Origin of the sequence: Pseudomonas guangdongensis (assembly GCF_900105885.1) — a bacterium.
Classification (GTDB): domain Bacteria; phylum Pseudomonadota; class Gammaproteobacteria; order Pseudomonadales; family Pseudomonadaceae; genus Geopseudomonas; species Geopseudomonas guangdongensis.
Genome location: NZ_LT629780.1, coordinates 2,692,270 through 2,712,420, shown reverse-complemented (window position 1 = coordinate 2,712,420; position 20,151 = coordinate 2,692,270). Strand labels below are relative to the sequence as shown.

18 protein-coding genes and 2 riboswitches are annotated in these 20,151 nt (G+C 69.0%); of the genes, 9 read left to right on the top strand and 9 right to left on the bottom strand.

Annotation, left to right across the window (positions count from 1 at the left end):
- Nucleotides 1-77: 77 nt before the first annotated feature.
- Nucleotides 78-803, bottom strand: a complete 726-nt coding sequence (cobM, locus tag BLU22_RS12730; RefSeq protein WP_090215177.1) for a precorrin-4 C(11)-methyltransferase — start codon at nucleotides 801-803, stop codon at nucleotides 78-80.
- Nucleotides 800-1,261, bottom strand: a complete 462-nt coding sequence (locus BLU22_RS12725) for a cobalamin biosynthesis protein (protein WP_090215175.1) — start codon at nucleotides 1,259-1,261, stop codon at nucleotides 800-802. Before BLU22_RS12725 ends, cobM begins: the two co-directional genes overlap by 4 nt.
- 288 nt (nucleotides 1,262-1,549) lie before the next feature.
- A riboswitch (cobalamin riboswitch) is annotated at nucleotides 1,550-1,714 on the top strand.
- A 140-nt stretch (nucleotides 1,715-1,854) separates the two neighbouring features.
- On the opposite strand from BLU22_RS12725, the gene cobW reads away from it, so the two are divergent.
- The 5 genes from cobW (at nucleotide 1,855) to BLU22_RS12700 (ending at nucleotide 9,547) form a co-directional block, all read left to right on the top strand.
- Complete coding sequence (cobW, locus tag BLU22_RS12720; RefSeq protein ID WP_090215172.1) at nucleotides 1,855-2,910, top strand: cobalamin biosynthesis protein CobW; 1,056 nt, start codon at nucleotides 1,855-1,857, stop codon at nucleotides 2,908-2,910.
- Between the two features lie 16 nt (nucleotides 2,911-2,926).
- Nucleotides 2,927-6,661, top strand: a complete 3,735-nt coding sequence (gene cobN, locus BLU22_RS12715) for a cobaltochelatase subunit CobN (protein ID WP_090215169.1) — start codon at nucleotides 2,927-2,929, stop codon at nucleotides 6,659-6,661.
- A 21-nt stretch (nucleotides 6,662-6,682) separates the two neighbouring features.
- The gene (locus tag BLU22_RS12710) at nucleotides 6,683-7,708 is read left to right on the top strand and encodes an ATP-binding protein (protein WP_090215167.1); all 1,026 of its coding nucleotides are present in this window, start codon (nucleotides 6,683-6,685) and stop codon (nucleotides 7,706-7,708) included.
- A 167-nt stretch (nucleotides 7,709-7,875) separates the two neighbouring features.
- Nucleotides 7,876-8,370 carry a vWA domain-containing protein gene (locus tag BLU22_RS12705; protein ID WP_331713906.1) on the top strand — a complete coding sequence of 165 codons (495 nt, stop codon included), beginning with the start codon at nucleotides 7,876-7,878 and terminating at the stop codon, nucleotides 8,368-8,370.
- Nucleotides 8,371-8,668: 298 nt separating this feature from the next.
- Nucleotides 8,669-8,841, top strand: a riboswitch (cobalamin riboswitch).
- Nucleotides 8,842-8,896: 55 nt separating this feature from the next.
- Nucleotides 8,897-9,547: an energy-coupling factor ABC transporter permease gene (locus tag BLU22_RS12700; protein WP_090215161.1), complete on the top strand. Its 651-nt coding sequence runs from the start codon at nucleotides 8,897-8,899 to the stop codon at nucleotides 9,545-9,547.
- Between the two features lie 72 nt (nucleotides 9,548-9,619).
- On the opposite strand, the gene BLU22_RS12695 is transcribed toward BLU22_RS12700, so the two are convergent.
- From BLU22_RS12695 to BLU22_RS12680, 4 genes are all read right to left on the bottom strand, one after another.
- On the bottom strand, nucleotides 9,620-10,348 hold the full coding sequence (locus BLU22_RS12695; RefSeq protein WP_090215159.1) for a zeta toxin family protein: 729 nt from the start codon (nucleotides 10,346-10,348) through the stop codon (nucleotides 9,620-9,622).
- A complete protein-coding gene (locus tag BLU22_RS12690; protein WP_090215156.1) occupies nucleotides 10,345-10,593 on the bottom strand; it encodes a hypothetical protein in 249 nt (82 codons plus the stop codon). Before BLU22_RS12690 ends, BLU22_RS12695 begins: the two co-directional genes overlap by 4 nt.
- A 75-nt stretch (nucleotides 10,594-10,668) precedes the next feature.
- A complete protein-coding gene (locus BLU22_RS12685; RefSeq protein ID WP_090215154.1) occupies nucleotides 10,669-11,757 on the bottom strand; it encodes an NAD(P)H-dependent flavin oxidoreductase in 1,089 nt (362 codons plus the stop codon).
- 142 nt (nucleotides 11,758-11,899) lie between these two features.
- Nucleotides 11,900-12,364, bottom strand: a complete 465-nt coding sequence (locus tag BLU22_RS12680) for a hypothetical protein (protein ID WP_090215151.1) — start codon at nucleotides 12,362-12,364, stop codon at nucleotides 11,900-11,902.
- Nucleotides 12,365-12,750: 386 nt separating this feature from the next.
- On the opposite strand from BLU22_RS12680, the gene BLU22_RS12675 reads away from it, so the two are divergent.
- The 4 genes from BLU22_RS12675 (at nucleotide 12,751) to BLU22_RS14985 (ending at nucleotide 16,927) form a co-directional block, all read left to right on the top strand.
- The gene (locus BLU22_RS12675) at nucleotides 12,751-14,061 is read left to right on the top strand and encodes a type II toxin-antitoxin system HipA family toxin (RefSeq protein ID WP_090216453.1); all 1,311 of its coding nucleotides are present in this window, start codon (nucleotides 12,751-12,753) and stop codon (nucleotides 14,059-14,061) included.
- On the top strand, nucleotides 14,058-14,336 hold the full coding sequence (locus tag BLU22_RS12670; RefSeq protein ID WP_090215149.1) for a helix-turn-helix domain-containing protein: 279 nt from the start codon (nucleotides 14,058-14,060) through the stop codon (nucleotides 14,334-14,336). Before BLU22_RS12675 ends, BLU22_RS12670 begins: the two co-directional genes overlap by 4 nt.
- A gap of 251 nt (nucleotides 14,337-14,587) precedes the next feature.
- Nucleotides 14,588-15,625: an IS630 family transposase gene (locus BLU22_RS12665; RefSeq protein ID WP_090214618.1), complete on the top strand. Its 1,038-nt coding sequence runs from the start codon at nucleotides 14,588-14,590 to the stop codon at nucleotides 15,623-15,625.
- 330 nt (nucleotides 15,626-15,955) lie between these two features.
- Nucleotides 15,956-16,927, top strand: a complete 972-nt coding sequence (locus BLU22_RS14985) for a hypothetical protein (protein ID WP_157718999.1) — start codon at nucleotides 15,956-15,958, stop codon at nucleotides 16,925-16,927.
- Nucleotides 16,928-17,058: 131 nt separating this feature from the next.
- Here the strand turns inward: BLU22_RS14985 and BLU22_RS12660 are convergent, their stop codons facing one another.
- Genes BLU22_RS12660 through cbiE form a run of 3 tightly spaced genes read right to left on the bottom strand, consistent with a single transcriptional unit; the run spans nucleotide 17,059 to nucleotide 20,100 of the window.
- The gene (locus BLU22_RS12660; protein WP_090215147.1) at nucleotides 17,059-17,790 is read right to left on the bottom strand and encodes a cobalt-precorrin-6A reductase; all 732 of its coding nucleotides are present in this window, start codon (nucleotides 17,788-17,790) and stop codon (nucleotides 17,059-17,061) included.
- Nucleotides 17,787-18,887: a cobalt-precorrin-5B (C(1))-methyltransferase gene (locus BLU22_RS12655; protein ID WP_090215144.1), complete on the bottom strand. Its 1,101-nt coding sequence runs from the start codon at nucleotides 18,885-18,887 to the stop codon at nucleotides 17,787-17,789. Before BLU22_RS12655 ends, BLU22_RS12660 begins: the two co-directional genes overlap by 4 nt.
- Entirely contained in the window at nucleotides 18,880-20,100 is a 1,221-nt protein-coding gene (gene cbiE, locus BLU22_RS12650) for a precorrin-6y C5,15-methyltransferase (decarboxylating) subunit CbiE (RefSeq protein ID WP_090215142.1), read from the bottom strand. The genes BLU22_RS12655 and cbiE overlap by 8 nt, the downstream gene beginning before the upstream one ends.
- Nucleotides 20,101-20,151 lie beyond the last annotated feature (51 nt).

Below are 20,151 nucleotides of genomic sequence, written 5' to 3'. Positions count from 1 at the left end.
CGCTACTGCGGGCGGATATTCATCGGAAGGCGCAGGGCGCCCAGCGTTTGCCGGCGGCGGGGAGCCTGCGGGCAGCGTCAGTGCGCCGAATACAGCGAGGAGTCGGCGAAGTCCTCGGCGGTCAGCACCCGGCCGACCAGGATCAGCGCGGTGCGCCGGAAGTCCTTCGTGGCGACCCTGGCGACGATATCGGCCAGGGTGCCCTGCACCCAGTCCTGATCCGGCCAGCTGGCCCGGTGCACCACCGCGACCGGGCAGTCGGCGCCGTAGTGGGGTAGCAGTTCGGCGACGATCTGCGGCAGCTGGCGCACGCCCAGGTGGATGGCCATGGTCGCGCGGTGGTGAGCCAGATCGCCGAGCGCTTCGCCTGCCGGCATCTGCGTCTTGCTGGCGTAGCGGGTGAGGATCAGCGTCTGCGACACCTCGGGCAGGGTCAGCTCGCAGCCGAGCAGCGCCGCGCAGGCGGCAGTGGCGGTGACGCCGGGGACGATCTGGTAGGGAATGCCCAGCCGGCGCAGGTGGCGGATCTGCTCGCCGATGGCGCCGTACAGCGATGGATCGCCCGAATGCACGCGCGCCACGTCCTCGCCGCGCCCGTGGGCTTCGGCCAGCAGGTCAACGATTTGCGCCAGCTCCAGCTCGGCGGTATTCACCACGGTATGGGCGCTGTGCCCCTCCAGCACCGCCTCCGGCACCAGCGAGCCGGCGTAGAGGATCACCGGGCAGCTGCGGATCAGCCGCTGGCCGCGTACGGTGATGAGGTCCGGATCGCCGGGGCCGGCGCCGATGAAGAAGACGGTCATGGATGCTCCAGGTGGGAAGGGGCGGCGACGTGCGCCAGGGCGAAGGTGGCGTTGGCGCTGCGCCGCTTGGCGATCAGCAGCTTGGCGGGCGCTCCGCCCAGCGCCTCGGCGAGCGCCAGGGCGCTGGCCTCGGCCACCCCGGCGCAGCCGGTGATGCGCCGGGCGGCTGCGGAGTGGCTGGTCAGCCGCGGCTCGTACTCCCGCAACCGCTCCACGCAGAGGCCGTGCAGCGGCAGTCCCAACTGCTCGGCCAGGACGACGAGGCCCGGCTCGCCGAGCTTGCCGTCGAGGCTCGCCAGGGCGTGCAGATCGGCGACGTTCAGTCCGCATTCTCGCAGGCTGCCCGCCAGAAGGCGCTGCAGCTCCTCGGCGCCACAGCCGCGCCGGCAACCGAAGCCGGCGACCAGCAGCCGGGCAGATCGGGAATCGGAGCAAGAGGGGAAGAATGCTGAGGGCATGGACGTTGACGGACGAAGCGAGCCGGATCGCGGCAGGGGATGGTTTTTCGAGGGCGGCCGCCCAGGCGGAACGCTTTTTTACAACAGCACGCCGCCGCGCACGGCGTCAATCGCACCACCGCCGGTGGACGCGGCGCAGGGTGGAAGACTCGCGCAACGATCTTCTGCCGAGTCCCCGGCGCCGACCTGCCCGGCAGGCAATCGCTGCGCGAGTTGCCACGTCTGGCTGCCGGCATCACCGGTCACCGCCATTGACCCCCGCGCGCACCCTGCGTAGCCTTGCCGCCCCGAGGTTCTCCGGTCTGGGCCGGAGCTAAGAGGGAACGCGGTGCGACACCGCGGCTGCCCCCGCAACTGTAAACGGTACGAATCCCCTCACGACGCCACTGCTCACGCGGGAAGGCGAGGGGACGGCGCCACAGGCGCCCACCGTGAGCCAGGAGACCTGCCTCGAAGGAAGCGCCCCGCCTCGCGGAGCGTTTCCGGACCTTCACGACAACCGGGCGGGGTGATCCGGTGGCGAATCCGACCGACCGGCGCGCGTGCGCCCGGCGGCGTCTCGTCATGCCCCCGCCAGCCAGGCAGGGCCGCGCATGAAATCCTTGAGCAAACTTCCCGTCACCATCGTCACCGGCTTCCTCGGCTCGGGCAAAACCACCCTGCTGCGCCATCTGCTGGACAACGCGCAAGGTCGGCGCATCGCGGTGATCGTCAACGAGTTCGGCGAGCTGGGCATCGACGGCGAGATCCTCAAGCAGTGCGCCATCGGCTGCAGCGAGGAGGAGGCGGCGGGCCGCGTCTTCGAGCTGGCCAACGGCTGCCTGTGCTGCACCGTGCAGGAAGAGTTCTTCCCGGTGATGCGCGAACTGGTGGCGCGCCGCGCCGACCTCGACCACATCCTCATCGAAACCAGCGGCCTCGCGCTGCCCAAGCCGCTGGTGCAGGCGTTCAACTGGCCGGAAATCCGCAACGCCTGCACGGTGGATGCGGTGGTTACCGTGGTCGACAGCCCAGCCGTGGCCGCCGGCACCTTCGCTGCCTTCCCCGCGCAGGTGGACGCCCAGCGCCGCGCCGATCCCAACCTCGACCACGAGTCGCCGCTGCACGAGCTGTTCGAGGACCAGCTGGCCTGCGCCGACCTGGTGGTGCTGAACAAGACCGACCTGCTCGATGCCGAGGCACTGGCCGCGGTGCGCGCCGAGGTCGCCGAGGAGCTGCCGTCGGCGGTGAAGATCGTCGAGGCGCAGCAGGGCCGCCTGCCGCTGGACGTGCTGCTGGGCATCGGCGCCGAGGCCGAGCTGCACATCGACGCCCGCCCCGGCCACCACGACCACGGCGACGGCGAGGACCACGACCACGACGAGTTCGACGCCTTCGGCGTCGAGCTGCCGGAAGTCGACGAGCGCCTGCTGCTCGCCGCGCTCGCCGAGCTGGTGCAGCGCCACGCCGTGCTGCGCGTGAAGGGCTTCGTCGCCGTGCCGGGCAAGGCCATGCGCCTGCTGGTGCAGGGCGTCGGCCAGCGCTTCGACCGGCACTTCGACCGCGCCTGGCGCGCCGATGAGCCGATGATCACCCGGCTGGTGATCATCGGCCAGGATCTCAACGAGGCGGTCATCGACGCCGAGCTGCGCGCCGCGCTGACCCGCTGAGGCGCCCGCCCGAGCCATGCACCTCCTGCGCACCCAGCCCGGCGGCTTCGTCCCCGACGACAGCATCGCCGACCTCGGCCAGACCCCGGCCGAGCTGGTCATCCTGTGCAGCGGCGACTCCAACCTGACGCTGCTGGCCGCGGCCGCCGGCGAGCTGGCGGGCGGCTACCCGAGCCTGCGTCTGGCCAACCCCGCCCAGCTGCGCAACCACGCCTCGGTCGACCTCTACGTCGAGGACGTACTGCGCCATGCGCGGGTGATCCTGCTCTCGCTGCACGGCGGGGTGGGCTACTGGCGCTACGGCATCGAGCGACTGGTCGAGCTGGGCGAGGCCGGCGCCACGCTGATCCTGGTGCCCGGCGACGACCGCCCCGACCCGGAGCTGAGCCGCCTGAGCACGGTGTCCAGGGAGGACGCCGAGCGCGCCTGGCAGTACCTACGCCAGGGCGGGCTGGACAACGCCCGCCAGCTGTATCGCTTCCTCGCCGACCGCTGGCTGGGGCACGCGCAGGCATGGCACGAGCCGCAGGCGCTGCCGCGTATCAGCGTCTACCACCCGCGCCACGGCAGCGGCACCCCGGCGCTGTGGCGGGACGACTGGCAAACCGGCGCGCCGGTGGCGGCACTGCTGTTCTATCGCGCGCAGTTGCAGGCGGCCAACACCGCCTTCGTCGACGAGTTCTGCGCGCGTCTCGTCGCCCAGGGCCTCAATCCGCTGCCGATCGCCGTGGCCAGCCTCAAGGAGCCGGCCTGCCTGGCGCAGGTCGAGAACTGGCTGGACGAGAGCGACGCGGCGCTGATCCTCAATACCACCGGCTTTGCCCTGTCCAGCCCGGAGCGCCCGGCGCTGCGCCCGTTCCGCCGCGACGTGCCGGTGCTGCAGGCGATCTGCGCGCTGGACAACCGCCCGCGCTGGCAGGACAACCCGCAGGGCCTCGGCCCGCGCGACCTGGCCATGCACGTGGCGCTGCCCGAGCTGGACGGGCGCATCGTCACCCGGCCGATCAGCTTCAAGGGCCTGGCCTGGCGCAGCGAGCGCAGCCAGAGCGATGTGGTCTGCTACCAGGCCGACGGCGAGCGCATGGACTTCGTCGCCGAACTGGCGCGGCGCTGGGTGAACCTGGCGCGCAAGGCCAACGCCGCCAAGCGCATCGCCCTGGTGCTGGCTAACTACCCGACCCGCGACGGGCGCATCGGCAACGGCGTCGGCCTCGACACCCCGGCGGCGGCGCTGAATATCCTGCGTGCGCTGCAAAACGCCGGTTATCCGCTGGCCGGGCTGCCGGACTCCGGCACGGCGCTGATCCACGCCCTGCTCGGCGGGGTGAGCAACGATCTTGACAGCCTCGACCTGCGCCCCTGCCACCAGAGCCTGGCGTTGGCCGACTATCAGCGCCTGTTCGAGCGCCTGCCTGAAGCCAACCAGCAGGCGGTGCTTGAGCGCTGGGGCGAACCGGAAGGCGACCCGATGTTCCGCGGCGGGCGGATGATGGTCGCAGGCCTGCGCCTGGGCCTGACCTTCGTCGGCATCCAGCCGGTGCGCGGCTACCAGCTCGATCCGGCGGCGATCTACCACGATCCGCTGCTGGTGCCGCCGCACGGCTACCTGGCCTTCTACTTCTGGCTGCGCGAGGCCTACGGCGCCGACGCCGTGGTCCACGTCGGCAAGCACGGCAACCTCGAATGGCTGCCGGGCAAGGGCGTCGGCCTGTCCGCCGCGTGCTGGCCGGATGCGATCCTCGGCGCGCTGCCGAATATCTACCCCTTTATCGTCAACGATCCCGGCGAGGGCGCGCAGGCCAAGCGCCGCACCCAGGCGGTGATCGTCGATCATCTGATGCCGCCGCTGACCCGCGCCGAGAGCTACGGCCCGCTGCGTGATCTGGAGCACCTGGCCGACGAATACTACGAGGCCAGCCAGCTCGACCCGCGCCGCGCCGAGCAGCTGCGCGGCGAGATCCTCGCCACCGTGCGCGTCACCGCGCTGGACCGCGAGCTGAACCTGCAGCTCAGCGACGACCCGGACAGCTGGCTGCCGCAGCTCGACGCCTACCTGTGCGACCTCAAGGAATCGCAGATCCGCGACGGCCTGCATGTGTTCGGCGAGTCGCCCACGGGACGCCTGCGCCGCGACACCCTGCTGGCGCTGTTGCGTGTGCCGCGCGGCGACGGGCAGGGCGGCAACGCCAGCCTGCTGCGCGCGCTGGCCAAAGATCTGGCGCTGGGCTGGGACCCGCTGGCCGGCGATCCCGGCGAGGCGTGGAGCGGGCCGCGTCCGGATGCTCTCGCCGATCTATGCAGCGATGCGTGGCGTACCGCTGGCGACACTCGCGAGCGCCTGGAGCTGCTCGCCCTGCAGCTGATCGACGGCGAACGGGAAGCGCCCGGCGCGGCCAGCGCGCAGGTGCTCGCCGAGCTACGCGAGCGCGTCGCGCCGCTGCTCGACGCCTGCGGCGCGGCGGAGATCAATGGGCTGCTCGCCGCGCTGGACGGCCGTTTCGTGCCGCCGGGGCCGAGCGGCGCGCCGAGTCGCGGCCGTCTCGACGTACTGCCCACCGGGCGCAACTTCTATTCGGTGGACGTGCGCAACCTGCCCACGCCCACCGCCTGGCGGCTCGGCTTCCAGTCCGCCAGCCTGCTGCTGGAGCGCCATCTGCAGGACCACGGCGAGCACCTGACCCGCCTCGGCCTGTCGGTGTGGGGCACCGCGACCATGCGCACCGGCGGCGACGACATCGCCCAGGCCATGGCGCTGCTCGGCGTGCGCCCGGTGTGGCAGGCCGGCAGCGGGCGGGTCGAGGACTTCGAGATCCTCCCGGTGTCGCTGCTCGACCGCCCGCGGGTCGACGTCACCCTGCGCGTCTCCGGCTTCTTCCGCGACGCCTTCGCCAACCTGCTGCGCCTGTTCGACGCCGCGGTGCTGGCGGTGGCCGCGCTGGACGAGCCGGAAGACCTCAACCCGCTGGCCGCGCGGGTGCGCCGCGAGAGCGCCGAGCTGGCTGCCGAGGGGCTGGGCCTGGATGAGGCGCGCCGCCGCGCCGGCTGGCGGGTGTTCGGCGCCGCCCCCGGCGGCTATGGCACCGGCGTGCAGCAGGCCATCGCTGAGGGCGCCTGGGACAGCCGCGCCGATCTGGCCGAGGTCTACCTGACCTGGGGCGGCTACGCCTACGGCGCCGGTGGCGACGGCGTGCCGGCCCGCGCCGCGCTGGAGCGGCGCCTCGGCGCGCTGCAGGCGGTGCTGCACAACCAGGACAACCGCGAGCACGACCTGCTCGACTCCAACGACTACTTCCAGTTCCAGGGCGGCATGCTCGCTGCGGCGGAAACCCTCGGCGGCGCCCCGGTGGCCAGCTACCACGGCGACCACAGCCAGCCGGACAACCCGCGCATCCGCACCCTCAAGGAAGAACTCAACCGCGTGGTGCGCGCGCGCGCCGCCAATCCCAAGTGGATCGCCGGCATCAAGCGCCACGGCTACAAGGGCGCCTTCGAGCTGGCGGCGACGGTCGACTACCTGTGCGCCTTCGACGCCACCAGCGAGCTGATCGACGACCACCAGTACCAGATGCTCACCGATGCCTACCTGCTCGACGCCGATACCCGCGAATTCGTCCGCCAGCACAACCCAGCGGCGCTGCGCGAGATGACCGAGCGCCTGCTCGATGCCCAGCAGCGCGGCCTCTGGCAAGAGCCGGGCGAATACCGCGAGGCGCTGGAAAACCTGCTGCTCGACTGTGAGGAGGACGGCTGATGGCCGCCACGAGGATGTCCCATGCATGAACCCGTGAACTTCCCGCTGGCCGCGGTGGTCGGTGCCGACGCGCTGAAGCTGGCGCTGTGCCTGGCGGCGGTCGATCCGGCCATCGGCGGCGTGCTGATCGAAGGCCCGCGCGGCATGGCCAAGTCGACCCTGGCGCGCGGCGTGGCCGAGCTGCTGGAGGCCGGCCAGCTGGTCACCCTGCCGCTGGGCGCCACCGAGGAACGCATCGTCGGCACCCTCGATCTGGACGCCGCACTCGGCGAGGGTCGCGCGCGCTTCGCGCCGGGCCTCTTGGCGCGCGCCCATGGCGGCGTGCTCTACGTCGACGAGGTCAACCTGCTGGCCGACCATCTGGTCGACCTGCTGCTCGACGTGGCGGCCAGCGGGGTCAACCACGTCGAGCGCGATGGCATCTCGCACCGCCACGCCGCGCGCTTCGTGCTGATCGGCACCATGAACCCGGAGGAGGGCGAGCTGCGCCCGCAGCTGCTCGACCGCTTCGGCCTCGCCGTCAGCCTTGGCGGCACACCGCTGCCGGCCGAGCGCACCGAGATCGTCCGCCGCCGCCTGGACTTCGACCGCGACCCCGAGACTTTCCGCGCCCGCTGGCAGGCGGCGCAGGACGCGCTGCAGGCGCGCTGCCGGCAGGCCCGCAAGTCGCTGGAAGCGATCCCGCTGGACGATGCAGCGCTGGAAGCCATCGCCGCACGCTGCTACGCCGCCGGCATCGACGGCCTGCGCGGCGATCTGGTCTGGCTGCGCGCCGCCCGTGCCCACGCCGCCTGGCGCGGCGCCGCGGCCATCGCCCCGGAGGACATCGACACCGTGCAGGACTTCGTGCTGCGCCATCGCCATCCGCACGGCCCGGCCGCCGCGCCACCGCCGCAGTCGAACGATAGCGCCGCCGCCCCGCAGAACGATGCGGGCGGTCAGAGTGGCGAGCGCGACCCCGGCGAAGGCCAGTGGGGCGAGTTGCCGGCGCAGCCGGTGGCCATCGGCGAGCGCCGCGCGCCGCCGCGCTGGCCAAAAAAGCCCTGAGCATCCGCCCGCAACCCGCCCGGGGCGCGGATGCCAGACACCGGGACAAGCCCCAGCCGACCCCGCGTGGCCGCGCCGGTGCGTCCGGCCCCGGCCGCATCGACTGGCCGCGCAGCCTGCAGCGCGGCCGGCCGCGCTCGCGCGCCGAACTGCACTACCGCAGCCGCGTGAGTGCTGCGCCAGCGCTATGGCTGATCGTCGTCGACGCCTCGGCCTCGACCCGCCGCCACGGCGCCCTGCGCCGCGCCAAGGGCCTGCTCGCCGAACTGCTCGACCAGGCGTGCCGCCGCCGCGTGGCACTGGCCCTGCTGCAGGCGGACGGCGCAAAACCGCGCTGGTTCTGCCAGGGCCAGCGTGCCCCGCAGGCCGCGCGGCACTGGCTGCAGCAGCTCGGCGCCGGCGGCGGCACGCCATTGCCCGCCGCGCTGGCCGAGGCCGGCGAATGGCTGGCGCGCCGGCAACGCCGCCATCCCGGCGAGCGCCAGCAGCTCTGGCTGCTCACCGACGGCCGCCTGCGCGAGCTGCCGGCGCTGGCGCCCGCCGCCTGCCCGGCGCTGCTGATCGACATCGAGAGCGGCCCGCTGCGCCTCGGGCGGGCGAGGGCGCTGGCGGCGGCATTGGGCGCCGAATACCGGCATATCGACGAGATCCCGCTGGCATGAGCATCGCGCAAGGGAAGGTCCGGCGTGGGGTGGACAACGGCCCAGCCTTGTCCAGCGTGGCAGCTGGCGGTGGGCAATCGCTGCGCGAGTTGCCCACCCTACGCCACGCCTGCCAGCACCCCGTAGGGTGGAAAACGACCGCAGGTCTTTTCCACCATGCCCTCCGCGCCCAAGCTCACGAGCCCGGTAGGGTAGAAAACCCGCGCAGCGATTTTCTACCGATCGCCATCCCCGCACGCCCGCGTCCGGGCGACTTCAGATCCGGCACGGCGGCCCAACGCCGCCGCGCCCCACGAGTCCGGTTCCGTCGCGTCGCGGCGGAGACAACAGGGAAACGGGTGAGCCCGCTCGCGGGCGATTCCCGTGCTGCCCCCGCAACTGTAAGCGGCGAGCGCTTGCGCAACAGGCCACTGGTCCACGGACCGGGAAGGCGCGCAAGGGCGACGACCCGCCAGCCAGGAGACCTGCCGGCACCACCGGCCGCCCAGGCGGCCACTCGACCCACGCATCCCTCGGAGGGAGTCCGATGCATATCGAACCCGGCGCGCTGAACGCCGCCAAAGTGCTCTACGGCCACGCGGCCGCCATCGCCACCTTGCTGATCTACGCTCCGCGCTGGATCGGTCGCCTCGACCAGATCGCCAAGACCCTGCTAGCGGCGGTGTTCTTCTCGCTGTTCATGCAGGCCTACCACGTCCCGGCCGGAGTCTCGGAGCTGCACTTCATCGGCGCCTCGGCGATCTACTTCGTCTTCGGCTTCCTGCCCACCCTGTTCGGCTTCGCCCTCGGCCTGCTGCTGCAGGGGCTGGTGTTCGACCCGCAGGATCTGGTCCACCTGGGCGTCAACTCGCTGTCCTTGATGCTGCCGCTGATCGCCGCCCACGGCCTGTTCGGTCGCCGCCTGTTCGACAGCCAGTCGCGCCGCCTGGACTGGCAGTCCGTGGTGCGCTTCGATACCGTCTACTACGGCGGCGTGGTGGCCATGGTCGGCTTCTGGCTGGCCATCGGCGAGGAGCCGCTGGCGCTGGACAACTGGCTGCTGTTCGCCGCCGCCTACGCGCCGCTGGTGCTCTGCGAGCCGCTGTTCACCTGCCTGGTGGTGCGCCTGCTCAAGCGCTGGCCGGACTCCGCGGTGCTGCGGCGGCTGACCTGCGTGGGCAACCTGCGCGTCGCCTGACAGCTGCTCGCCCATGAAAACGCCCGCGGCCGGTGACGGTCCGCGGGCGTTTTTGTGCTGAGCGGCGAGGATCTATTGCACCTTCTCGACATAGGCGCTCATGAACCAGTCGGGGATTTCCTCAACCTTGAATTCAAGGTCGGTACCATCGGTGACTTCGGCGAGCAGGAGCAGGTCGGCGCCGGAGTTGTCGAAGATGTAGGCCCGGTTCGATGCCGCAACGGCCGATGGCAAAAGACCAAGGCAGCGCCCATAGCGCTGGACGATCTTTTCGGTCGGAACCGGGTGTCCGCCAGCTGCGACCCGGTTCCTGACCCTGTTGATGTTGATTTCAGGGTCTTCGGTCGCGACGAAATACAGGTAGGTGCGGTAGCCGAGCGCGCTGGCTTTGCGCATGAATGCCACTTTGTCGTCGCTGGACATGACCGTCTCGAAGGTGAAGGACAACCGGGCTTCAAGCAGCTTGTGGCGGATGTAGTCGGCGAACACCGATGCGAAGTAGGAGTTCATCGCTACCGCTCGAAGGTCCAGCCCGTTGTGGCTGAAGCCTATGCGGGAGACTTCCTCTCCCAGCCGGGCAGCGTCGATCAGCCGGTGCTGGCGCAGGAACTCGAGGACTTCCTCGCCTTCGACATGCAGCTGGAAGTCGGCGAAATCCAGGCGGTTGCTCTCCCGCGCGGCTTTTTCGATTTCATCGGGATTGATGTAAATGCCGATCAGATGAGCGGGAATAGCGCTTTTCATGGTGCTCTTGCCGGAGCCGTTGGGACCGGCGAAGACCCTCAGCCGGGGAATGCTCATGAACAACGCCGTACCTTGATGACTCCCCCAAGACTTACCTTGTGCTTGGGTTTGGCCGGGCGGATCACCTTGTGACTGCCGTCGGCCGTGGTCTCGACGAGCAGGCCGCCCATGACCTCCACCACGCTCCTGCCGGCTGCCAGTGCGTTGATGTACGCGCTATTCACGGCGCCTTCGGCCATGACCGGAATCCTGTCTTCCATCCGGGTTACCAGTTCGTCACTCAATGCGTTCTTGGCCTGCATGTTGTGCTCCATGGGTGGCTTGCGGGGGACGGGCTCGCCGCTGTCGCGAGCCCGTTGCTCACCGCAGTGTACCCGCTAGGGGGCGGAATAGGTTGGCTGAGGGCATGCCTCCCCAAGCTCGCGCACCAGTGTCTCGACCAGCTCGCCCGCCGGCATGGCCCGCGCCAGCGGCGCGCCCTGGCCAGCCCACTGCACGGCGAAGTCGTGGCAGCCCCGGGCGCCGGCGGCGGCGACCAGCGCTTTGGCGGCCTCGTAGGCGATGGGGTAGTCGGGCAGGGTGGGGGCGCCCTTGGCGTCCAGCACGTCGAACAGCCGGTTGACCATCCCTCGCGCCGGGCGCCCGGAGATCGCCGCGCTGATCCGCGTGTGGCGCGCCCGCTCGCTGCCCAGCGCCGCCCGGTACTGGGCGTTGGCCGAGGATTCCGGGCAGAGGACGAAGGCGGTGCCCATCTGCACCGCCGCCGCGCCCAGGCGCAGGGCGGCGGCGATGCCCGCGCCGTCCATGATCCCGCCGGCGGCGATCAGCGGCAGACGGGTGGCGCCCGCCAGCAGCCGGACCAGCGCGAAGGTGCCGAGCAGCAGGTCGCCCTCGGGCTCGAACACCCCGCGATGCCCGCCGGCCTCGGCGCCCTGGGCCACCAGCGCATCGACTTCCGCCTGCTCGGCCAGCGCCGCTTCCTCCAGGCTGGTGACGCAGGCCAGAGTGACCATCCCGGCGCTCTTGAGGGCGCGAATCCACTCGGCCGGCGGCAGGCCGAAATGGAAGCTGACCACCGCCGGCCGCTCGCGCAGCAGCACCTCCAGGGTGTCCTCGCTGGCCAGGAAACTGCGGTAGGCCTCGCTCAGCGCCGCCGGCGGCTGCGCGCCGAACTCGCCGAACACCGGCGCCAGATGCGCCAGCCAGGCCGCCTCGCGCGCCGCATCGGCCAGCGCCGGGCAATGGCAGAACAGGTTGGCGTTGAACGGCGCGGCGGTGAGCGCGCGGGTGGCGCGGATCGACTCCTGCGCCTGCGCCGCGCTGCTGGCGCCGAGACCGATGGAGCCCAGCGCCCCGGCATTGGACACCGCGGCGGCCAGTTGCGGCGTGGACACCCCGACCATAGGCGCCTGGACGATGGGATGGCGGATGCCCAGCAGGCGGCGGATGTCTTGAGAGTGGTTCATGGCGGCGATGCTCCTTGTCGCGGCGGTCCCGAGGTGAAGGCCCGATCTTGCCCGCAAACGGTGCGCGTGGCGAGGCGCTCCTGATGCGGCCGAACCGCTCTGCGACGGCAATCGCCGCTCGGCCGGCGCCATCCGGCGGAGGCTAGGCCTCACCGCCATCGACGATATGCAGGGCACTGGCGATCCTTTTCCGCAGCTCGGCAACTTCCTCGATATGCCGGTTTGCCGACCTCACGCTCTGCGCAAAGCTGGCCAGCTTCAGGTGTTCCCCCTGCGGGCCGCTCAGATGGAGGGAGCGTGCGGCATAGCTGTCGATCTGGCTGTAAACGCGCGAGAACCCGGCGAGATCGACGACCTTTTGCCGCCTGAAGGAGCCGAACCCCGGGTATGAAAAGACCAGTCGCCTGGAATGCGGATAGATAGTGATCCTGCTGGGCCCGAGCACGAGCGGCAGGTTGAACAGCAAGGCCAGCGCGACACCTGGCCAAAGGCCGTACCACTTCCAGGCCGGCATGAAGACGATCGCTGTCAGAACAGCCTGGATGAACCAGCTCCGCGAGCGGGCAGGGAGGCTGATCGCAGCCTCGGCTTCAACGGCACCCTTCAAGTTGTTTCCCCCTCTCCCTGAGTGAATGGCCGGCCCGGTTTTCCGTGCCGACTACGATCCGCGGGGACGCGGCACCGACCCCATCGGCAGTGCCTGAGCCTTATACAGCGAGCCGCCGCGGCGTTCGGTGCCGCAGCGCACGGGGCATGCCCACGGTTTCCCGCCGGTAGCCCCGGCTGGAGCCAGCCGTCCATGACGCAAGATAACGGGCAGGCCGGATTTCAGTGCAATGGCATTGGATGGGCATCAAAATGCCGATTCCGGGCTGCGCAAAGGCATAAATAGGTATTTAAATGCCTTTTTGTGCCTTGGGCATGGCCAGAATAGGTACTATGATGCCTATCCATCACATCTCCAAAGACACGGTGCGCGGCGCCAGCCATCACATGGAAACCCTCACCCTTCAGGTCCATCTCGACGGTCAATGGCACGATGCGATGCGGCTGTGCTTCGACGCGCCCGCCGACGGGTTGCGCAGCCGCTGCAGCGCCCGCTACGAGGCCGACTATCTGGTCGCCCACCTCGACGACCTGGGCACGCCGAAAGCCCCGGCGGTGAGCGCCGCCTTGCCCCTGGGCTGGGACGACTACCGCGGCATCGCGCCGGCCTTCCTGCACGACATCATCCCCGCCGGCGCCGCGCGGCGGCTCATCCTCGCGCGGATGGCGCTGCCCCTCGATGCGCCGGAAGAGTTCTTCCTGCTGCAGCGCTGCACCCTGGCGCCGGTCGGCAACCTGCGGGTCAAGGAGTCCGTCGCCGCCCCCTGCGTAGCGGCCGGCTTCCCCCGCGAGGAAGTGATCCGCCGCGACATCCGCTTCCTCGATTACGCCTACGAGCGCGGCGCGGCCATCGGCGGCGCCACGGGAGCGGGCGGCGAGGCGCCCAAGCTGCTGCTGGCCGAGGATGCCGCCGGCGACCTCCACCCGGACGCCAGCCTGCCCGACGCTGAGGTGCGCCGGCACTGGTTCGTCAAGTTCCCGCGCAACGGCGCGACGGCCACCGACCGGGACATACTGCGCAGCGAATACTGCTACTACCATGCGCTCAACCGTCTGGGCATCGAGACGATTGCCGCCGAAGGGCTGGCCTTCGAGGAGGCAGAAAAGCCCAGCCTGTGGATGCAGCGCTTCGACCGCCGGATCGGCCCGCACGGGGTCGAGCGCATCGCCGTCGAATCCGCCTACTCGCTGTGCGGCGTGACCCGGCCGGGCAGCCGCCTGGAGCATGTCGAGGTGGTCGCCCGCCTGGCGCAGACCTGGAACGCCGTCGGGCAGGGCGCGGAGATTCCCGCCCTGATCGCCGAATACCTGCGCCGCGACCTGCTCAACCAGATACTCGGCAACACCGACAATCACGGGCGCAACTTCGCCATCCTGCGCAGCCGTGAGCGCATCGACCTGGCGCCGATCTACGACCTGGCGCCGATGGCCATGGACCCCGAAGGCGTGGTGCGCACGACCCGCTGGCCCGACGGCATCGAACGCCTGGAGGGCACCGACTGGCGCGCCGCCTGCCACGCCCTGGCGCGCTGGGCCGACCCCGAAGTCTCGTTCGAGCGCCTGCGCGCCGATGCCCGCCAGCTGCTGGCCCTGCCGGACCTGCTGCACGAACTGGGCCTGCCCGAGGCGACCTGGCAGGCACCGACCATCCCGCTCGACCGCCTGGAAACCACCCTGCGCCGCTGGGGGCTGCTATGAAGAAACCGCCGGAAGACCGCGGCGCGGTACTCGACGACATCCGCCAGCAACTGGCCGACGGCACCCTGAGCTTCGGCGGCGCCATCCGCCAACTGCGCCTGCGCGTCACCGGCCTGAACCAGACCGACTTCGCGCGCATGTGCAAGCTGTCGCTGCGCACCCTGCGCCAGCTCGAACAGGATGCCGGCAACCCCACGGTGGCGACGCTGGACAGCGTGTTCAGGCTGTTCGGGATGCGGGTGGGGGTTGTGGTGGGGCGGCCGAGGGACGCGTAGCGGTTCGTAGCGGTTCTGACTCGCGCTCAGCGCTTGATGTGATGGCTCCCACGCTCTGCGTGGGAGCCATTATCACTGGACGCTCCGCATCCGCTTCTGGGACGCAGAGCGTCACTGGCTGCGTTCGCACGCGGAGCGTGGGAACGATCAAGAAATGGGTGGGTTTCTAGCTGCTGCGGACAAGAGATGAAAGCAGTCACTGGACCATATTAATCCGGCAATACAATAGGGCATAATCAGCGTTTTTCACCATGACCAGCGACGCACGAAGCCTCAGCCCCTTGGAACAGCGCGAAAAACGCGCTATCGCCCTACGCATGCGCGAGCAGGGGTATACCTACAGAGCCATCGGCGAAGCCGTTGGCGTTCATCTGCGCACGGTGGCGCATTGGGTCGCGATCGCGGAGCACCAGGGCAAAGAGGCCGCGATCGAAGGTGGCCAGCGCGGATCGCTGCCGGGGGAGCGACGCAGCCTGTCCTCCGAGCAGGAGTCACTGATTCGCACCCTGTTGCTCGACACCATGCCGGATCAGTTGAAGCTGGACTTCGCGCTCTGGACGCGTGATGCGGTGCGCGCCCTGATCGCCCTGCACTGCGGCTTTCAGATGCCTATCCGGACAGTCGGTGAATACCTCAAGCGTTGGGGCTATACCCCACAACGCCCGTTGAAGCGCGCCTACCAGCAGAAGCCCGAGGCGATAAAGCGCTGGCTGGAAACCGAGTATCCGAAGATCGAGCAGCGCGCCAAGGCCGAGGGCGGCGAGATCCACTGGGGCGATGAAACCGGCCTGCGCAGCGACAGTCATGCAGGGCGCAGCTACGCCCCGGCAGGGCGGACGCCCGTACGCGAAGTCAGCGGAAGCCGCTTTGCCACGAACATGATTTCGACGGTGACCAACCGGGGCAAGCTGCGCTTCATGCTGTACCGGGAAACCATGACAGCGGTCGTGCTGATCCGCTTCCTGGGGCGACTGATCCGGGATACCAGCGGGCGCAAGGTCTTCCTGGTCTTGGACAACCTGCGCGTGCACCACAGCAAGAAGGTCAAAGCCTGGCTGGAGGGGCGGCGCGAACGGATTGAGGTGTTCTTTCTGCTCGCCTACGCCCCCGAGCTCAACCCGGACGAATACCTGAATGGCGATCTCAAGCATCAGGTGCGCAGCGGGCCAAGTTTGAAAAGTCGGGATGCGTTGGAAGGCCGAGTCCGCTCGGTCATGCGGCGCCTTCAATCAAAGCCCGAGCGGATTCGTTCCTACTTCCGACATCCCAAAATCGCGTATGCAGCATGATTTGGGGTATTGGGTTGCCGGATTAATAATAGAGCTTCGAGCCAAAGCTGTTGGAGAATTCCTCCGCTGAACAATGTGCGGCCTTATAAACAGTTGGATTTCCCCGTGGTTTAAAAAGGAGTCAAGGTTTTGGAGTTTTTTTCAAGGGGTGAAAACATAGGGCTGAATGCATGCGTAGGAAAGAACGGATGGCCTGAGACCGGCTACTACGCTGGAGGGTTCGAGCGTGCTGTTCACACAATGTGCCGAGATGTCATCTCCAAAGGGTTTGATCCAGATGAAATAGTGTATCCGATAGTATTTTGTGCCAGGCATAGAATAGAGCTGTTTTTGAAAATGCAGATCAGGTTGATTGAGAGAATAAAAGGGCAGGTCACTGTTTCTGATCCCAAGCTCATGAGAACTCATGATCTGGCTGCGCTGTGGGATATGTATGCGGAAGCGACCAATTTGTGCGACCCACGATATGCAGAGGTGGTTCGGTTGATAGAGCCTGCGGTTCGTGAGTTCTCAATGGTTGACCCTACAGGAGAGACATTTCGATATGCCTATGACAATAGCAACAAAAAGCATCTTGAGAACAGCGTTTCTTTGATAAACATAGAGGTGTTCTACTCTGCTTTCTGTAGGCTCTCAAATGGTATTAAAGACGCAGAGGGTCTCACTGAGCTTCTCTCTGATGAATACCGCACAGGAACATACACGAGATTCGCCTCTAGAGCTGTGATTGAACGTATATCTAAGGAACTTCCCAAAAAGTCAGAGTGGAGTGCCCCTGCATTTCGAGAAATAAAAAATGATATCAGCAAGAGATATGGGGTAAGCCTGAGAGGTCTTTCTGAGATTATAGATGTGATTAAATCTCATAGGGAGTTTGCAGCAAATATAGGTGATGAGATTCCGCTGAAGGATATTTCGGCAGAGAAGATTTCTCGATTTCTTGAGCTTCGAATCAGGGCAACAGCTGATTCTAGTGGTCTAGGTTGGCGTGATGCAATGTTGTCTGGCGCTGGTCTGGATCGCGATTTATATCTGCTTCTTCGTGCTGAATATTCGATACGGGAAATGAGCGCCCTGCTTGCTCTTGCTGACGTAGGTGGTCGTCATTGCTATTCCGAAGAATATGATGGTTTACGTGAGCAGTATGAGAATGGTGGAGATGATGTTTCTGAGTTTGCTATCTATCTGGATGGTAAAAGTTTCATTGCCCCAAAAATCATTAGCGGCTTGAAAAAGCTAAAGCAAAAATCTGCTATTGATTTTATTGCTAGAGCGGGAATCGATGTGAGCGAGGTGCCGTAAAACTGAAATGAAACGAACTAGCTCGTAGGGTAGAAAACCTCACAGCGTTTTCTACCGTCACATGCCCCGCAGTACCCGGTGGAAAAGACCTACGGTCGTTTTCCACCCTACACTGTCGTGATAACCACACATCACCGCCAACCTCCTTCCGCCAACCCCACCAGCAACGCCTCCCCACTCCCAAATTCCCACTCCACCTTCGGCAACTCCGGCCTCTTCAACACCAGCACCGGAATCCCCCGCTCGCGGGCGGCCTGCAGCTTGTGCTCGGTGGCCTGGCTGCCGCTGTTCTTGCTGATCAGCACGTCGCAGTCGATGCGTGCCATCAGCGCGCGTTCGTCGTCGAGTGCGAAGGGGCCGCGGGCGCCGAGGATTTCGGCGCGCGGTGCGGGCGGCTGGGCGGTGAGGCAGCGCACGGTCCAGTGCTGGTGGGCGGGGATTTCGTGGAGGTGTTCCAGCGGTTCGCGGCCGAGGGTGAACAGCGGGCGGCGGAAGGGGGCGAGGGCGGCGGTCAGTTCCGCCCAGTCCGCCACCTCGCGCCAGTCGTCGCCGGGGCCGGTCTGCCAGCCGGGGCGGCGCAGGGCCCAGCAGGGGATGCCGGCGAGCTGCGCTGCGCGGGCGGCGTTGCGGCTGATCTGTGCGGCGTAGGGGTGGGTGGCGTCGATCAGCAGGCCGATGCCCTCAGCCGCGATGAAGCGCGCCAGCCCCTCGGCGCCGCCGTAGCCGCCGACGCGCACCTGGCAGGGCAGGTCGGTCGGCACCTTGCCGAGGCCGGCGAGGCTGTAGATGGCGTCGCTCGGTAGCTGGCGGGCGATGGCCAGCGCCTCGCCGATGCCGCCGAGCAGCAGGATGCGCTTGTTCACGATGCGGACTCCAGCGCCCGGCCGACGAAGCGGCCCTGGCGGTCGATGGCGAAGACTTCCAGGCGCACCTCGGCCGGGACTATCGAGCGGGCGAAGGCCAGCGCGTGGGCGCACACCGCATCGCCCAGGGCGATGCCGGCGGCAGCGGCCAGGGCGAGTGCCTGCTGGCTGGTGTTGGCGGCGCGCATGGCGTCTTGCAGCGCGCCGTCGGCGCCCAGTTCGGCGGCCCAGTCGGCCAGTTGCGGCAGGTCGATGCTGGAGCGGCGGCTGTGCAGGTCGAGGTGCCCGGCGGCCAGCTTGCTGATCTTGCCGAAGCCGCCGCACAGGGTCAGGCGCGCCACCGGGGCGCGGCGCAGGTGCTTGAGCACCGCGCCGGCGAAGTCGCCCATCTCGATCAGCGCGCTGTCGTCGAGGCCGTAGTGGCCGCGCATGGCGTCCTCGCTGGCGTTGCCGGTGCAGGCAGCCAGATGCTGCAGGCCGTTGGCGCGGGCCACGTCTATGGCCTGGTGGATGGAGGCGATGTAGGCCGAGCAGGAGAACGGGCGGACGATGCCGGTGGTGCCGAGGATGGAGATGCCGCCGAGGATGCCCAGCCGTGGATTCATGGTCTTCAGCGCGATTTCCGCGCCGTTCGCCACGCAGACGGTGACCTCGAAGCCGCCGGCATAGCCGCGCTCGGCGGCCAGCGCGCTCAGGTGTTCGGTCATCATCTGTCGCGGCACCGGGTTGATCGCCGGCTCGCCGACCGCCAGCACCAGTCCGGGGCGGGTGACGGTGCCGACGCCGGGGCCGGCGTGGAAGCGCACGCCAGGACGCGGATCGAGCGCCACGCGGGCGCTGATCAGCGCGCCGTGGGTGGCGTCCGGGTCGTCGCCGCCGTCCTTGAGCGTGCCGGCCTCGGCGCCGCCGGCGCACGGCCGGCAGAACTCCAGGCGCATGCTGACCCGCTGGCCCTTGGGCAGGACGATCTCCACCGCGTCGCAGGCTTCGCCGCCCAGCAGCAGGCGCGCGGCGGCCAGGCTGGTGGCGGTGGCGCAGCTGCCGGTGGTCAGGCCGGTGCGCAGAGGGCGCGGCTGTTCCGGGGTTTCCTCACGCATCGCCGGCCTCGACGGGCTTGCGCACGCAGAGCAGGGTGATCGGCAGCGCCTGGCGCCAGGTGTCGAAGTTGCCCAGCGGCTTGGCGTGGGCGATGTGCAGGCGCAGCAGCTCGCCGCCGTGGCGGGCGTGCCAGTCGATAAGCCGCGCCTCGCTCTGCAGGGTGACGGCGTTGGCGATCAGCCGTCCCCCCGGCTTGAGCGCCGCCCAGCAGTCTTCCAGCACGCCGGGCACGGTGACGCCGCCGCCGATGAACACCGCCTCCGGCGCCGGCAGGCCGGCCAGCGCCTGCGGCGCGCTGCCGGCGACCAGCTGCAGGTGCGGCACGCCGAGGGCGTCGCGGTTGTGGCGGATGTGCGCCTGGCGGCCCTCGTCGGCCTCCAGGGCGATGGCGCGGCACTGCGGATGGGCGCGCAGCCACTCGATGCCGATCGAGCCGCAGCCGGCGCCGACGTCCCACAGCAGCTCGCCGGGCAGCGGGGCGAGGCGGGCGAGGGTGACGGCGCGCACGTCGCGCTTGGTCAGCTGGCCGTCGTGGCGGTAGGCCTCGTCGGGCAGGCCGACGGTGGACGGCAGCGGCTGCGCGCCGGCTTCCGCCCGGCAGTCGATGGCCAGCAGGTTGAGGGCGGCGCCGGGCGGCAGGCTCCAGTCGGCGGCGAGGCCGTCGAGGCGCCGTTCGTGCGGGCCGCCGAGGTGCTCCAGCAGGCTGAGGCGGCTGAGGCCGAAGCCGCGCTCGCGCAGCAGTTCGGCGACCTGCGCCGGGGTGGCGGCGCCTTCGCTGAGCACCAGCAGGCGCGCGCCGGGCTGCAGGTGGCGGTTCAGCGCGGCCAGCGGGCGGGCGACCAGCGAGACCACCGTGCAGTCCTGCAGCGCCCAGCCCAGGCGCGCGGCGGCCAGGGACACCGAGGAGGGCGACGGCAGCACGCGCAGCTCCCCGGCCGGCAGCGCGCGCGCCAGGCTGGCGCCGACGCCGTAGAACATCGGGTCGCCGCTGGCCAGCACGCAGGTAGGCGTGCCGCGCCGGGCCAGCACGGCGGCGAGGTCGAACGGACTGGGCCAGCACGCGCGCGCGGCGCTCACGCAGCGCGGCAGCAGGGCCAGCTGGCGCTCGGCGCCGACGATGTGCGCGGCGCCGAGCAGGGCGCGGCGGGCGCTCTTGCCGAGGCCGGCGAAGCCGTCTTCGCCGATGCCCACTACGGTCAGCCAGGGCGTCATCGGGGTTCCTTGTGTGATGGGCGGAGGTCTCCGCCAAAATGCCGCGCCCTG

Coding starts and splice junctions, on each gene's coding strand:
- BLU22_RS12695 (WP_090215159.1), bottom strand. CDS start 10,348: ATGAGCATTCCCCGGCTGAGGGTCTTCGCCGGTCCCAACGGCTCCGGC.
- BLU22_RS12690 (WP_090215156.1), bottom strand. CDS start 10,593: ATGCAGGCCAAGAACGCATTGAGTGACGAACTGGTAACCCGGATGGAA.
- BLU22_RS12675 (WP_090216453.1), top strand. CDS start 12,751: ATGGAAACCCTCACCCTTCAGGTCCATCTCGACGGTCAATGGCACGAT.
- BLU22_RS12725 (WP_090215175.1), bottom strand. CDS start 1,261: ATGCCCTCAGCATTCTTCCCCTCTTGCTCCGATTCCCGATCTGCCCGG.
- BLU22_RS12670 (WP_090215149.1), top strand. CDS start 14,058: ATGAAGAAACCGCCGGAAGACCGCGGCGCGGTACTCGACGACATCCGC.
- BLU22_RS12700 (WP_090215161.1), top strand. CDS start 8,897: ATGCATATCGAACCCGGCGCGCTGAACGCCGCCAAAGTGCTCTACGGC.
- BLU22_RS12665 (WP_090214618.1), top strand. CDS start 14,588: ATGACCAGCGACGCACGAAGCCTCAGCCCCTTGGAACAGCGCGAAAAA.
- BLU22_RS12710 (WP_090215167.1), top strand. CDS start 6,683: ATGCATGAACCCGTGAACTTCCCGCTGGCCGCGGTGGTCGGTGCCGAC.
- BLU22_RS12685 (WP_090215154.1), bottom strand. CDS start 11,757: ATGAACCACTCTCAAGACATCCGCCGCCTGCTGGGCATCCGCCATCCC.
- cobW (WP_090215172.1), top strand. CDS start 1,855: ATGAAATCCTTGAGCAAACTTCCCGTCACCATCGTCACCGGCTTCCTC.
- BLU22_RS12655 (WP_090215144.1), bottom strand. CDS start 18,887: ATGCGTGAGGAAACCCCGGAACAGCCGCGCCCTCTGCGCACCGGCCTG.
- cbiE (WP_090215142.1), bottom strand. CDS start 20,100: ATGACGCCCTGGCTGACCGTAGTGGGCATCGGCGAAGACGGCTTCGCC.
- cobN (WP_090215169.1), top strand. CDS start 2,927: ATGCACCTCCTGCGCACCCAGCCCGGCGGCTTCGTCCCCGACGACAGC.
- cobM (WP_090215177.1), bottom strand. CDS start 803: ATGACCGTCTTCTTCATCGGCGCCGGCCCCGGCGATCCGGACCTCATC.